Below are 11,863 nucleotides of genomic sequence, written 5' to 3'. Positions count from 1 at the left end.
CTGGGTTACGACTCTGATCTCGGTGGCGCCACCGCCACCTCGTCCGGCACGATCCCCTTCACCGGCGGGAACATCATCGAGCCGTCCTTGTCGGCCACGTCCAGCGCGACTCCCGCCGGGCCCTCCAGCGCCGGGATCAGCACATCCAGCAGCCGGGCTCCCAGAACGGTCGCGAACTCCCACTCTTCGTGTGCCGTGCCACGGGCCTCGGCGAAGCGGGCCAGGGCGAATTCGTCCGTGAAGGCGTAGATCCAGTGGATTCCGTTGTACGTCGCCGTCATGTAGTCGTCGTCGGCCAGCGGTACCAGTACCGCGGTGCGGCGGAACTCGCCCACCATTGCGGCCGGGTCGCCCGATCCGCTCCGCACTGCCGTTATGTGCTCCACCAGCTCCACTGTGGCCCCCGCATTCCCGATTCCGGTCGCGGTCACGGTAACGCAGGGCGGAGGGGAGGTCAGGCACCCACCGTGCCGTCGACTCCCTCGCGCAGGAAGTCGGCGTGGCCGTTGTGGCGGGCGTACTCCAGCAGTACGTGGGTCATGACCAGCCGCAGCGTCATGTCCTTGCCCCATCGTTCGCTGTGCACGATGGCGTCCAGGGACTCTGCTTCGTTCTCGATTCGGCGTGCGTGGTCGACCTCGCGCTGCCAGGCGTCGAACGCCTCGGTTCTGGTGGCCGTCGTCGCGTCGTACGCCACCTGGTAGTCGCGCTGGTCGGACCAGACCAGTGGCATGTCCTCGCGGTTTACGACGATGCGGAACCAGGTGCGTTCTACTTCGGCCATGTGGCGGACGAGGCCGAGCAGCGAGAGTGTTGAGGGTGGCATCGAGTGGCGCCGCAGCTCTTCGTCGGAGAGGCCGTCGCACTTCATGGCGAGTGTGGCGCGGTGGAAGTCCAGGAATCCGCGGAGGGTTTCGCGTTCCCCCGCGATGAGGGGTGGGCCGACTCGTTCGGGGGCCATGGCGGTGTGTCCTCCGGGGGTGGGGGGCGCTGGTGTTTCCCGACAACGATCAGCGTTGGGTGGCTCCTGGGCAACCGATTTCCGGGTGCGGCGGGGGTGCCCCCACCCCGCCCCTTCCCGAAACCGGGGCTCCGCCCCGGACCCGGGCGGGGGCTCCGCCCCGCACCCCCGCCGGGGCTCCGCCCCTGGACCCCGCTCCTCAAACGCCGGAGGGGCTGAATGGTGCGGCTCAAGCGCCGGAGGGCGTAGCCGGGCTGGATGGTGCGGCGCCCGGACGGGCCGTGGACGGGCACACCTTGTTGTGGGCAATCGTTCCGCGGGGCGGAACGGGTGGGCACAACCCGCCCACCGGCCCGCACCCGGCCACGAAACCCTGGGGCCCACCGGCCGTGGCCCCGCCCACCGGCCCGCGCCCCGCGCTGACCTGCGGAAGGGCCGGGGGCAGGAATATCGGAGCGGGTGGGCGGGTTACCGACGCATGGGCACGAGCACTGTGGAACTGACCAAGGACAACTTCGACGAGATCGTCTCGGGCGCTGATTTCGTCCTGATCGACTTCTGGGCCTCCTGGTGCGGCCCCTGCCGGATGTTCGCACCGGTTTACGAGAAGGCCTCCGAGCGCCATCAGGATCTGATCTTCGCGAAGGTCGACACCGAGGCGCAGCCCGAGCTGGCCGCCGCGTTCGACATCCAGTCGATCCCCACGCTGATGATCGTGCGCGACAACATCGCCGTCTTCGCCCAGCCCGGTGCGCTGCCCGAGCCGGGGCTGGAGGAGGTCATCGGCCAGGCGCGGGATCTGGACATGGACGCGGTCCGGGCGTCCGTCGCCACGCCCGCGGGGGAGCCGAAGGCCGCGGACGGTGGCTGAGCTCGTGCTGGTCCGGCACGGCGAGACCGAGTGGAGCCGGACCGGACAGCACACCAGCTGGACCGACCTGCCGCTGACGGCGCGCGGGGAGGAGCAGGCCCGGGCGCTGCGCCCGCTGCTCGCGGGGCGGAAGATCGGATTGACGCTCGTGAGTCCGCTCGGGCGGGCCGTGCGTACCGCGCGGCTGGCCGGGCTGGACGAGGGCGTACGGACCGAGCCTGAGCTGCGTGAATGGGACTATGGCGGGTACGAGGGCGTGACCACCGCCGAGATCCATGAGACCCGTCCCGGCTGGGAGCTGTGGACGGATGGCGTCGTGCCGGGCGACACCGGCCACCCCGGGGAGTCGCCCGAGCAGATCGGCGCGCGGGTCGACCGGGTACTGGCCCGGATCGAGCCCGAGCTGCGCGACCAGGACGGCGGGGATGTGGTGCTGGTGGCGCACGGGCATGTGCTGCGGGTGCTCACCGCCCGTCGGCTGGGGCTGCCGCCGTCCGCGGGGGCACTGTTCCGGCTGGAGACCGCGACCGTCAGTCGACTGGGAACCGAGCACGGGCGTCCGGCCCTCCTGGCGTGGAACGTAGGGTCGGAGGCGTAGGTTCGTAAAGCAGGTCCCGTACGTTCCGATACGTCACCGAAGAGGAAGCAGGGAACAGCGAGCATGGCTACGACGCGTACCGCGCACACCGTCTGGCAGGGCAATCTGGCCGAGGGCAAGGGGACGGTCGCCTTCGACTCGTCCGGGATCGGCGAGCAGCCCGTCTCCTGGCCGTCGCGGGCCGAGCAGGCGAACGGCAAGACCAGCCCCGAGGAGCTGATCGCCGCCGCCCATTCCAGCTGCTTCTCCATGGCGCTGTCGCACGGCCTGTCCCAGGCCGGTACCCCGCCCACGCGGCTCACCACCCAGGCTGACGTCACCTTCCAGCCGGGCACCGGCATCACCGGTATCCACCTCACCGTGGAGGGCACGGTCGAGGGGCTGGACGAGGCCGGGTTCACGGCGGCCGCCGAGGACGCGAAGAAGAACTGCCCGGTGAGCCAGGCGCTCACCGGTACGGAGATCACGCTGACGGCGAAGCTGGCCTGACGTCCTCCACCCGCTGCAGCAGTCCCCAGGTGAACTCCGCCATGTGATGGCGGAGTTCACCGTTTTCGGTAGGGGCGTCGAAGGCCAGCCGGGAGCGGGTCGGCGCCGAGCCCTCCATCGGGCGCGCGGGCGGGAAGGCGCGCGCCACGTCGTCCACCGTGCAGGACCAGGGGGCCAGGTCGGCGGCCGTGCGCAGGGCGGGGGCGGGTGCGCCGGGGGCGCGTACCAGCCACTCGTTCCACACCGCCCCGCCCGGCGCGGTCAGCACCTCGAACCGCAGGTCAGGCCAGAGCGGGATCGGCCAGGTCAGCGCGTCACACGTCAGATCGCCGATCCGGCGCCGCGCGGTGGTCTCGGGCGGGCCCAGCACCGAGCGGTAGCGGGCGACGGCGGGGCGCCGCCGTGGCGAGCGCTGCATCGCCTGCCAGCGGCGGTTGGCCTCGCGCATCACGGCACGCTCGTGGCCCAGTTCGCGCAGCGCCTCCTCGACCAGGCCCGGCTGGTAGTCGGCCATGCGGCGCAGCAGCACGAGGACGAAGGGGAAGGGGGCGGGGAACGGGTCGGGCGTGGTGTCCATACGGCCATCGTGGCGTACGGCCAGGGCAGGGTCAGAGCGTGAGCCGCTTCGCCAGCCGTTCGTGTTCCTCGTCCGGGACGCGTTCGCCGGATGACGGCAGCAGTTGCGGGACGCCGTCCACGATCGGGTAGCGGCGGCGCAGCCGCGGGTTGTACAGGACGTCCTCGGGCAGCAGCAGGGTCAGTGGGCCCTTGTCGAGCGGGCAGGCAAGGATCTTCAGGATCGGGTCGTCGGGGGTCATGTCAGCGCTCGCTTCCTTCGAGTTCGCGGGCCGGGTCGTGGCGGGGGAGGGTCAGCAGGACGCACACCGCCAGCGCCGTCCCGCCGAGCCGCAGCGCGAGCCGCCACGGCTCGTGCGGCAGTGGCTCGCCGAACGCAACCGTGCCGCACACCACCGTGAACACGCAGGTCACGGTCGTGCACACCGGCACGATGAGCGACGCGCGGCAGCGCTGCAGCGCGGTCTGCGACAGCACCAGGCCCGCCGCGCCGGTGAACAGCAGCAGATACGGATACGGGCCGCGCAGCAGCGTGAGCGCCAGCGATCCGAGGCCGTCCGTCGTCAGCAGCCCCGATACGCCCTTGATGGCGAGCGAGCTGACCCCGTACAGCAGCCCGACCGCCACCCCGTACTCCACGCCGGTGACCGACGCCTCCGGGCGGCGGGCGCGACGCTCCGTCGCGCCGTACAGCAACACCCCGGCCACCAGGGACGGGACGCAGATGGCGAGCAGCGTCCCGGTGGCGGCGGTGCGGCCGACGGCGCCCTGGCCCCGTAGCGATGCCACCACCATCACCAGGGCGCACAGGATCAGCCCGACCCCGACCCGTTCGCGGCCACTGGCCCGCTCGCCCAGCACCCGGGAGGAGAGCAGCAGGAGCAGCACCAGACCCGAGACGAACAGGCCCTGCGCGGCCGCGATCGGCAACGTCCGGTACACCACCAGCTGGGCCGCGAACCCCGCCGCGAGCGCCACCGCACCGGCCAGCCACAACGGGCTCCCCAGCAGCAGCCGCAGCAGCCGGGCGGGGCGGGTGGTGCTCAGTGGCGGCAGCGCGGACAGGGCGCGCTTCTCCAGGACGAAACCGGTGCTGTACGCGACGTTCGCGAGCAGCGCCGCCACCACGCCTACGCCCCACTCCATGCGTCCTCCCTCCGCCGTGCGTGCACCAGCAGGATCGAGGCCAGCGACGGCACTCGGCACACGGCCCGGTCCAGTGGCCGTAGGCCGCGCGGCACACCGTGGAACGGCGCCCCCGCGAGCCGTACCACCTCGAAACCGGACGCCGTGAGGAAGCCGCGCAGCGCCCGCGCGGTGTACAGCCGCAAGTGGCCGACGACCTCACGGCCGGGGCGGCCGTGGATGCCCCGGAGGCTGACCTCGGAGAACACCGGCTGCACCCCGGCCAGCAGCAGCCCGCGGTTGTACCAGGCCGCCAGGTTGGGTGTGGAGAGCAGCAGATGGCCGCCGGGGCGCAGGACGCGGCGCAGTTCGTCCAGCGCCGTGTCCGGGTCGACCAGATGCTCGACCACCTCGCTGAACACGCACGCGTCGGCGCTCCCGTCGGCGAACGGCAGTCCGCCGTCGGTGAGTTCGCCCCGTACGACGGCGGGCAGCCGCCGCGCGGCGCGGCGCAGTGCGTCCTGCGACCAGTCGACGCCGATGAGGCGGTGGCCGCGGAGGAGGGGGAGGGCGGTGGCGGCCGCCGTGCCGTCGCCACAGCCGATGTCGAGGACGGTGGCGGACGCGTTTCCCTCGGCGCCTTTGGCTGCTTCGGCGTTGAGCGCGTGTGCCAGCATGCGCGCCTGGCGGCGGCTGCGGTCCGGGCCGGACGCGACGGGTACGGCGGGGTTCTCGTAGAACTCCCGGAGCGCCGGGCTCATGCCGTATCCCCCGCCGTATTCCCCGCGTGTGCTTGGGCGGTGGCGGCCAGCGCGCGCTGGAACAGGCCCGCGAGCCCCGCCCCCGCCGCGTCGTCCAGCAGCGCCCGCGACCAGCGCAGCGTCACATGGAGCCGTCCGCCGGTCGAGGCCGTCGTCACCGTCAGCCCGCGGGGCATACGGGCCGGGGCCGAGAACCAGACGGCGGTGGCCCGGCCCGCCTCGCCGAAGTCGAGTGCGTACGGAATCCGGCCGATGTTGCTCAGCAGTGTGGTGGAGGTCCACGGTCCGGCCGCCCGCCGCAGCCCCCGCGTCACCGCGGCCCGCAGCCCGACCGGGACGGCGGGCACCGTGAGCAGTGTCCCCGCCACCCCCAACTGCGCCCCCGGCGCGGCCTTCAGCGCCCGGGTGCGGGCCGCGGTGCGGCGCAGCAGCCGCGCCACCGCCGCCAGGTCGGGCGTCTGCCGGGTGAGCAGCGGTACGTCCGCCCGCTCCTCGGGGCCGAAGCCGACCTCCACGAGCCGGGTGCCGTTGCCGATGGCCATCCCGGACGCGCCACGCGGCCGGTCGTCCACGGGCATGGTGATGCGTACGGGGGTGGCCGGGCGGCCGTGCACCTCGTTCCAGCGGGCGGCCATCAGGCAGGTGGCGACGAGGAGTTGGTCGTTGACGGTGGGGCCGCCGGGTGTGCGTGGCGGTACGGGCAGCTCGGAGAGGAGCAGGGCGTTCCCGGTGCGGGGCGTGTGGGTGTCCTGCGCGATCCGTACGGGCCGGGCGAGCCCCCGCGCGCCACCCCGGTCGGGTGCGGTCGCGGTGGCCGCCTGCGGCGGGGTCGAGGCGGGCGGCGCGTTAGGGGTGGCCGGGGTGGCGCCGCCGCCGTACAAAGTGGCGGCGGTGGCGAGCACCCGCAGACAGGACGGGCCGTCGAGCGCGGTGTGGTTGACGGTGAGGACCAGCACGCAGCCGGTACGGTCCGGCTCGGTCACCACCTCCAGCCGCACCGGCGGCGACGCCGTCAGCGGCGGGCACACCGCGAGTGCCCGCTCCCGGGCCCGGGGGAGGGCGTCGGGGGCGCACGGGGGGAAGCTCACCGGTTCGACGTCCGGCCCGTCGGTCACCTCCCACTCGTACCGCCGCCGCCACCACCGCCCGGGCGCCTCCCGCACCAGAATCCGCGGATGCGCCCGCAGCGCCTCGCGGAAGGCGTCCCGCAGTCGGCCGGGTTCGGGCCGCCCGGGCAGATGCACCTCGATGTGCACGGTCTCGGGCTCGTCGTCCTGCACACAGTGCCGGGAGATCTCGTCGACGGTGGGGAAGGGGATGCGCCGCGCGCGGTACGGGCCGCCCTCCCCGGGCGAGGCCGATCCGCCGCCGGTGCTCCCGTAGAGCGCGGTCACCGGCCCCCGCCTTCCGCCCCGGGGGCCGCGTTGTCGGGCGTGTGTCCGAGGGGTGGGGTGATGAGGGTCGGGGCATCGTCATCGGCCGCGTGGCGTGGTGGTGTGCCGGGGATCGGGGGCGCGGCGGCACCCGCCGGAGGTGGCGCCGGGTCGCCCGGCCCGCCTTCCGCCGTGGCATCGGGCGGGGCGTTGTATGCCGGGGTGGTGGCGCGGGGTGGGAGCGTCACCACCGCCGCCGTCAGGGCCACGATCGCCAGCGCCTGAGCGACCCCGCTGAACGCGCCCTCGTTCGCCGCCGCCGGATCGCCCGCGCCCGTGGCCGCCACCACCGCCGCCGCGGCCATCGCCGTGAGGGCCGTGGGGGCCGGCCAGGCGGGGCGGTACCAGGCGAGGAGGGCCAGGGCGGGGACGGCCAGGGCGAGCCAGCCCGCCACGGCGATCATGACCGCCGTGAGGGCCACCGTGCCGAGGACCCAGCCTGGTGCCGGAACCACCGGAGGCGTGGCCTCGGGCTCCGGCGCGCGGCGGCGGACGAACGCCAGGCCCGCCAGCACCAGCACCGCCGCCACGCCGCCGATGAGGCCCGCGTAGTACGTCGTCGCGGGTTCGTACGTGAGGGTGACCGTGCCGCCCTGGCCCGCCGGGACGAGGAAGGCCTGCTGCCAGCCGTCGACGCGCAGCGCGGTGAGGGAGTGGCCGTTCAGGGTGGCCTTCCAGCCGTCGTTGTGGTTCTCGTACGTCTGCAGGTAGACGGCCTGGCCCGGGGCGACGGTGACCGTTCTGCGGTCGCCGGACCAGTCCTTCGCGCGGACGCTACGAGTCTGGGAAGTGGCGGTGGCGGGCTTGCCGCGGGTCAGGGTGACGTCGGTCAGGGCGAGCGGTCCCGCGTCGCCCGCCTCCACCGTGTGGCGGCCCGCGTCCAGCGCAAGCTTGCTGCGCTTGGCCTCGTTGCCGCACAGCTCGACCTTCACCGGGCGGCGTTCCGTCAGGTCCTTGACGAGGCCGGAGGCTGCCGTGGCGTGCAGGGTGCCGTCGACCGACAGCGCCGGGCCCTGGCCGCACGGCAGGGAGAAGCGGGCCTGCGGCGAGGGCGGGGTGGTGCGCAGCATGCTGCCCAGCTGGGGGACGTACACCTCGCTCAGCCCCACCGGAAGCTGCAACTCCTGCCCGGCGACGGGGTTGTGCAAGGTCAGGGGCGCGGTCTTGCTGATGGTGATGTCGAGCCGGTCGGTGGTGATGGCGGGGAAGCGGGCCCAGCCGTTGGCGTCGACTCCGGCGGTGGCGGCGCCGTCGGGGGAGTTGATGAGCACTTCCTCGGGGCGGGTGGAGAGCCCGCCCGCCGCCGCGAGGACGATCTCGCTGACGCGTTTCTTCTCCGGCCAGCGCAGATGCAGGACGGGGGAGTCGCCCGCGATCCACGCCGTCGCCAGATCGCCGTCGATGAGGTTGCGGGCGCTGAGCGCGGTGCCGGGGGTGCGGCTGGTGGAGTCGGCGGTGATCTCGACCCGGGGGCGCTGTCCGGGCGCCACCTGGGCCAGCAGGGTGTCGAGCGCGCCACCGGGGACGGCCAGGGCCTGGCCCGCGAGGGTGTACGTACCGCCGCTCCCGCCCTGGAACTGGCGGTGCAGCCCGACCTCCGCCGACGCGGGCGAGAGGCCGCCCGGGTCGCTGCCCCGGTGCAGCGAGACCACCTCGGCGGGGGCTTCGCTCTGCCCGGCGTCGGCCGGGAGCGACAGCAGCCGGGTGACCTGCACGCCGGGTATGGACACCTCGGAGAACCCGGCCCCCGACAGGCCCGGCTTGGGCGTCTGCGAGCCGGTGATCGTGATCTTCAGCCACTTCGCCGGACCGGCCGGGACCTTGACGGACTGTGGGGTGCCGTGCGGCTGGAGCGGGCTGTCCGCCGACCCGTTGTCGGTCTGGACGCGCACGGAGGTGGGCGCGGCGCGCATGCCGTCGCCGGGCAGCGGGGTCAGCTGGATCGAGTCCGGCAGACGCAGCTCTTTCGCGAACTCGACGCGCAGCCACTGCCCCACCGGTTTGCCCGCGCTGCCCTCGGCCCACGCCGTGTCCGGGTTGCCGTCGAAGGCGCCGACGGGGTCGTACTGCGGCAGGTGGAACAGCCAGTTGCCGCTGCTGGAGGCGGTCACCGAGAGCGCTCCGCGCAGCGTGGCGGTCGTCTGGTGTGCGGTGCCCGTCGTGGGCAGGATCTGGCGTGGCTTCTCGCCCGGGTCGGTGAGGCTGCCGGACGGGTTCCGTTCGTCGGCGGTGTACGTGTACGAGGTGTTCGAGTTGACGAGCCCGAAGCGGGTGTCGGCGCGCCGCATCCCGTCGCCGGTGGCCTGCAGGGCGGGGGCGTCCGTCCCGGGGTGGCGGTCGCCGGTGAGGACGGTGGGGCGGTCGGCCATCGAGGGGTCTGCGGACAGTTGCAGCAGCGACTCGGGGCCGCCGCTGACGGTGGCGGTCGCGGACACCGGCTTGGCGGCCACCGCGCCCGGCCGCGCCACTCCCTCCGGCCGGTAGACCTCGACGGCCTGCCGCCGCGGGAACAGCCCCTGCACCTGCACCGGGGTGTTCGCCGCGATCCGGCCACCCGTCATGAGCGGCCCGAACGCGGCGACCTTGCGGTAGCCGGAGGCCTCCAGGGTGCGGGCGACGGTCTGCGGCGGTACGTAGCCGATCTGGTCCGGGTCGAGGTCGTTGCGTACGACCACCTCGTGCAGCCCGGCGCGGGCGAGGAAGTCCCGCAGCCCCGGCACCTCGCCGCCGCTCATCAGCGCCTGCTCGACCGCGTCCATCGCCCGCCGCGATCCGGCGGTGCCGAAGGGCACGAAGTCGCGCTGCGCCCAGCGGGACTTCGCGAGGACGTCGAGGGGCTGGTCGATGGGGCTGCCCCAGGTGTAGAGGCCGTGCGCGGTGGCGGGGACGACGAGGGCGCGGGACTGCGCGGCGTGGTCGTCGAGCCAGTCGGCGGTCTTCTCCCAGTAGGCGGGCAGCGCGCTGAACCGGCCCGGCTGGAGCACCGTCCCGTTGAGATACGGCCACGCGAGCGCCGGGAGGAGCAGCAGGGCCAGCACACCGGGGAGGAAACGGCTGCCACGGAAGCGGTGGTCACGGAAGTGGTGGCCACGGAAGTGGCGTCCGACCGTCAGCACGTGCATGAGCCCGAGGGAGAGCGCCAGGGCGAGCCCGGTCTGGAACTTGTAGACGTTGCGGAACGGCCGCAGCCATCCGTCCAGCCACCCCCGCACCGTCTCGTGGAACGGTCCGCCGAGCGTCCCCCCGTACCCGGCGAGGGTGATCAGCGCGACGGAGAGCACGACGAGCAGCAGCCACCGCCGCTCGGGTAGATCGCGCCGCGCGAGCCCGGCCAGCCCCAGCGCGGCGGCCAGCCCCGAGCCGAGGACGGCGACGGCGGAGGCGGCCACGGTCCAGCCGCCGGGCAGCCACGCCTCGCCGAAGTGCAGATACGCCACCCAGTTGCCCGCGCCGCGCAGCGTCTCGGTGGCGGCCATGGTGGCGGTGGTGGTGTCGGCCTGCTCGATGTACGGCAGGAAGTTCTCGCCGTACACCCCGAGCAGCAGCAGCGGTACGACCCACCACGCCGTCGCCAGCAGCACCCCCGGCACCCACCACCCCAGCAGCGCCCGCTGCCGCCGCCCGGCCGGGCGGCTGAGCAGATACAGCGCCACCGGCAGCAGCGAGGCGAGCGTGGAGGCGGCGTTGACACCGCCCATGCAGGGCACGAGCAGCGCGGAGCGGGCGGCCGCGATACGGGGACGGCTCGCCGGGTTGGTGAGCGGCAGCAGGACCCACGGCAGCAGTGCACCGGGCAGCGCGGCCGCGGAGGTGGAGCCGACGACGATGGTGAAGGTCGGCCACAGCGCGTACCCGGCCGCGCCCAGCAGCCGGGACGCCGGACTCCCGACGCCCAGCCGCTCCGCCAGCCGCAACGCGCCCCAGAACGCCACCGTGACGATGAGGGACATCCACAGCCGCTCGGCGAACCACACCGGGATGTGGAGGAGGTGGGTGAGGGCGTAGTACGGCAGCATCGGGAACGCGTAGCCGGTGTACTGGTCCGCGATCCCGCCGAACCCCGCCCGGTCGTGCCACAGCGAGCCGAGGTCGGCGAGAAACCCGAACGGGTCGAGGGCGACCGGCAGTTTGGTGTCGAAGGACATCTTGCCGGGCGAGGGCGCGAGGAACGCGACCAGGACGGCGGCCCAGAACCCCAGCAGCCAGCGCCGCCCGCGCGGCCGTTCACCGGGGGCGGGCGGCGGCGGGGCCGCCGGGGTGCGCACCTGGGGCGGGGACGGGACGACCTGGGTCATGGCGACCGCCTAAGGATCAGGAGAAGGTTCCACGTCGCGACCTCCCGCAGCCCCGGCACCCGGGTGACCGCCTCGGTGAGGAACGGCCAGTAGCGGGAGCGTGCCGAGACCACGGTGACGTCCGCGCGGCCGCGGACGTGGCGCAGGACGGGGCCGATGTGGAGGGGGAAGAGGTTTTCGCCGAGCGTGTGCTTGGCGGCCCGGCCGGTGCGGCGCCGGTAGCGGGCGCGGGCCCGCTCGGCGCCCAGATAGTGCCAGGGCGCCCACTCGTGGCCGCCCCAGGGGGAGAGCCAGTTGGTGTACGAGACGTAGATCAGCCCGCCGGGGCGGGTGACCCGCACCAGCTCGCTGAGGAAGGTGTACGGATCGGCCACGTGCTCCAGCACATTGGAGGAGAACGCGATGTCCGCCACGCCGTCCGCGAGCGGCAGCAGATACCCGTCGGCGAGGACGGCCCCGGCGGGCGGATGTCCCCGGGAGCTCAGCCCGTAGTTCAGCCGGGAGTTCAGCTCGCCGGTGTCCGGTTCGAAGAGATAGCCGTGGGCGCCGTGGCGGCGGAACTCCTCGGTGAAGTGGCCGCTGCCACCGCCCACGTCGACCACCACCCGCCCGCGCAGCGGCCCGCCGTACCGCGTCAACTGCTGTGCGGCGTCCCGGGCGAGGAGCCGGTAGCAGTGTTCGGGGTCGGTCTGCTCACGCAGGAAGGCGCGGAAGAGGGCGACGGAGCGACGGATCGAGGGGTCCCGCACGGACA

Annotated in this window: 12 protein-coding genes; 3 read left to right on the top strand and 9 right to left on the bottom strand. The window is 73.8% G+C overall.

What is annotated here, in order from left to right:
• Nucleotides 1–5 precede the first annotated feature (5 nt).
• Together ABZ370_RS33810 and ABZ370_RS33805 are read right to left on the bottom strand one after the other, a co-directional pair.
• Entirely contained in the window at nucleotides 6–395 is a 390-nt protein-coding gene (locus ABZ370_RS33810) for a hypothetical protein (RefSeq protein ID WP_358628895.1), read from the bottom strand.
• Nucleotides 396–454: 59 nt separating this feature from the next.
• The gene (locus tag ABZ370_RS33805) at nucleotides 455–961 is read right to left on the bottom strand and encodes a DinB family protein (protein WP_358628783.1); all 507 of its coding nucleotides are present in this window, start codon (nucleotides 959–961) and stop codon (nucleotides 455–457) included.
• A 478-nt stretch (nucleotides 962–1,439) separates the two neighbouring features.
• Between ABZ370_RS33805 and trxA the strand changes: the two genes are divergently transcribed.
• From trxA to ABZ370_RS33790, 3 genes are all read left to right on the top strand, one after another.
• The gene (trxA, locus tag ABZ370_RS33800) at nucleotides 1,440–1,832 is read left to right on the top strand and encodes a thioredoxin (protein ID WP_358628780.1); all 393 of its coding nucleotides are present in this window, start codon (nucleotides 1,440–1,442) and stop codon (nucleotides 1,830–1,832) included.
• On the top strand, nucleotides 1,825–2,430 hold the full coding sequence (locus ABZ370_RS33795; RefSeq protein ID WP_358628777.1) for a histidine phosphatase family protein: 606 nt from the start codon (nucleotides 1,825–1,827) through the stop codon (nucleotides 2,428–2,430). The genes trxA and ABZ370_RS33795 overlap by 8 nt, the downstream gene beginning before the upstream one ends.
• Before the next feature lie 63 nt (nucleotides 2,431–2,493).
• Nucleotides 2,494–2,919, top strand: coding sequence for an OsmC family protein (locus ABZ370_RS33790; RefSeq protein ID WP_358628774.1), 426 nt, complete (start codon nucleotides 2,494–2,496; stop codon nucleotides 2,917–2,919).
• Here the strand turns inward: ABZ370_RS33790 and ABZ370_RS33785 are convergent.
• From ABZ370_RS33785 to ABZ370_RS33755, 7 genes are all read right to left on the bottom strand, one after another.
• A complete protein-coding gene (locus ABZ370_RS33785) occupies nucleotides 2,894–3,496 on the bottom strand; it encodes a hypothetical protein (RefSeq protein ID WP_358628772.1) in 603 nt (200 codons plus the stop codon). The genes ABZ370_RS33790 and ABZ370_RS33785 overlap by 26 nt on opposite strands.
• A 31-nt stretch (nucleotides 3,497–3,527) precedes the next feature.
• Nucleotides 3,528–3,737, bottom strand: a complete 210-nt coding sequence (locus tag ABZ370_RS33780) for a Trm112 family protein (protein ID WP_358628769.1) — start codon at nucleotides 3,735–3,737, stop codon at nucleotides 3,528–3,530.
• A 1-nt stretch (nucleotide 3,738) separates the two neighbouring features.
• Entirely contained in the window at nucleotides 3,739–4,641 is a 903-nt protein-coding gene (locus ABZ370_RS33775; RefSeq protein ID WP_358628766.1) for a DMT family transporter, read from the bottom strand.
• Complete coding sequence (locus tag ABZ370_RS33770; protein WP_358628763.1) at nucleotides 4,626–5,381, bottom strand: methyltransferase domain-containing protein; 756 nt, start codon at nucleotides 5,379–5,381, stop codon at nucleotides 4,626–4,628. The genes ABZ370_RS33775 and ABZ370_RS33770 overlap by 16 nt, the downstream gene beginning before the upstream one ends.
• Nucleotides 5,378–6,700, bottom strand: coding sequence for a condensation protein (locus ABZ370_RS33765; protein ID WP_358628892.1), 1,323 nt, complete (start codon nucleotides 6,698–6,700; stop codon nucleotides 5,378–5,380). The genes ABZ370_RS33770 and ABZ370_RS33765 overlap by 4 nt, the downstream gene beginning before the upstream one ends.
• A gap of 71 nt (nucleotides 6,701–6,771) precedes the next feature.
• Nucleotides 6,772–11,109 carry an alpha-(1->3)-arabinofuranosyltransferase family protein gene (locus ABZ370_RS33760; RefSeq protein WP_358628760.1) on the bottom strand — a complete coding sequence of 1,446 codons (4,338 nt, stop codon included), beginning with the start codon at nucleotides 11,107–11,109 and terminating at the stop codon, nucleotides 6,772–6,774.
• Complete coding sequence (locus tag ABZ370_RS33755; RefSeq protein WP_358628890.1) at nucleotides 11,106–11,858, bottom strand: class I SAM-dependent methyltransferase; 753 nt, start codon at nucleotides 11,856–11,858, stop codon at nucleotides 11,106–11,108. Before ABZ370_RS33755 ends, ABZ370_RS33760 begins: the two co-directional genes overlap by 4 nt.
• Nucleotides 11,859–11,863 lie beyond the last annotated feature (5 nt).

Origin of the sequence: Streptomyces sp. NPDC005962, from assembly GCF_040629205.1 — a bacterium.
Taxonomy (GTDB): domain Bacteria; phylum Actinomycetota; class Actinomycetes; order Streptomycetales; family Streptomycetaceae; genus Streptomyces.
The sequence above is the reverse complement of the archived record's forward strand: the minus strand, read 5'-3'. Positions and strand labels throughout refer to the sequence as shown.

Coding starts and splice junctions, on each gene's coding strand:
- ABZ370_RS33785 (WP_358628772.1), bottom strand. CDS start 3,496: ATGGACACCACGCCCGACCCGTTCCCCGCCCCCTTCCCCTTCGTCCTC.
- trxA (WP_358628780.1), top strand. CDS start 1,440: ATGGGCACGAGCACTGTGGAACTGACCAAGGACAACTTCGACGAGATC.
- ABZ370_RS33775 (WP_358628766.1), bottom strand. CDS start 4,641: ATGGAGTGGGGCGTAGGCGTGGTGGCGGCGCTGCTCGCGAACGTCGCG.
- ABZ370_RS33805 (WP_358628783.1), bottom strand. CDS start 961: ATGGCCCCCGAACGAGTCGGCCCACCCCTCATCGCGGGGGAACGCGAA.
- ABZ370_RS33780 (WP_358628769.1), bottom strand. CDS start 3,737: ATGACCCCCGACGACCCGATCCTGAAGATCCTTGCCTGCCCGCTCGAC.
- ABZ370_RS33790 (WP_358628774.1), top strand. CDS start 2,494: ATGGCTACGACGCGTACCGCGCACACCGTCTGGCAGGGCAATCTGGCC.
- ABZ370_RS33760 (WP_358628760.1), bottom strand. CDS start 11,109: ATGACCCAGGTCGTCCCGTCCCCGCCCCAGGTGCGCACCCCGGCGGCC.
- ABZ370_RS33770 (WP_358628763.1), bottom strand. CDS start 5,381: ATGAGCCCGGCGCTCCGGGAGTTCTACGAGAACCCCGCCGTACCCGTC.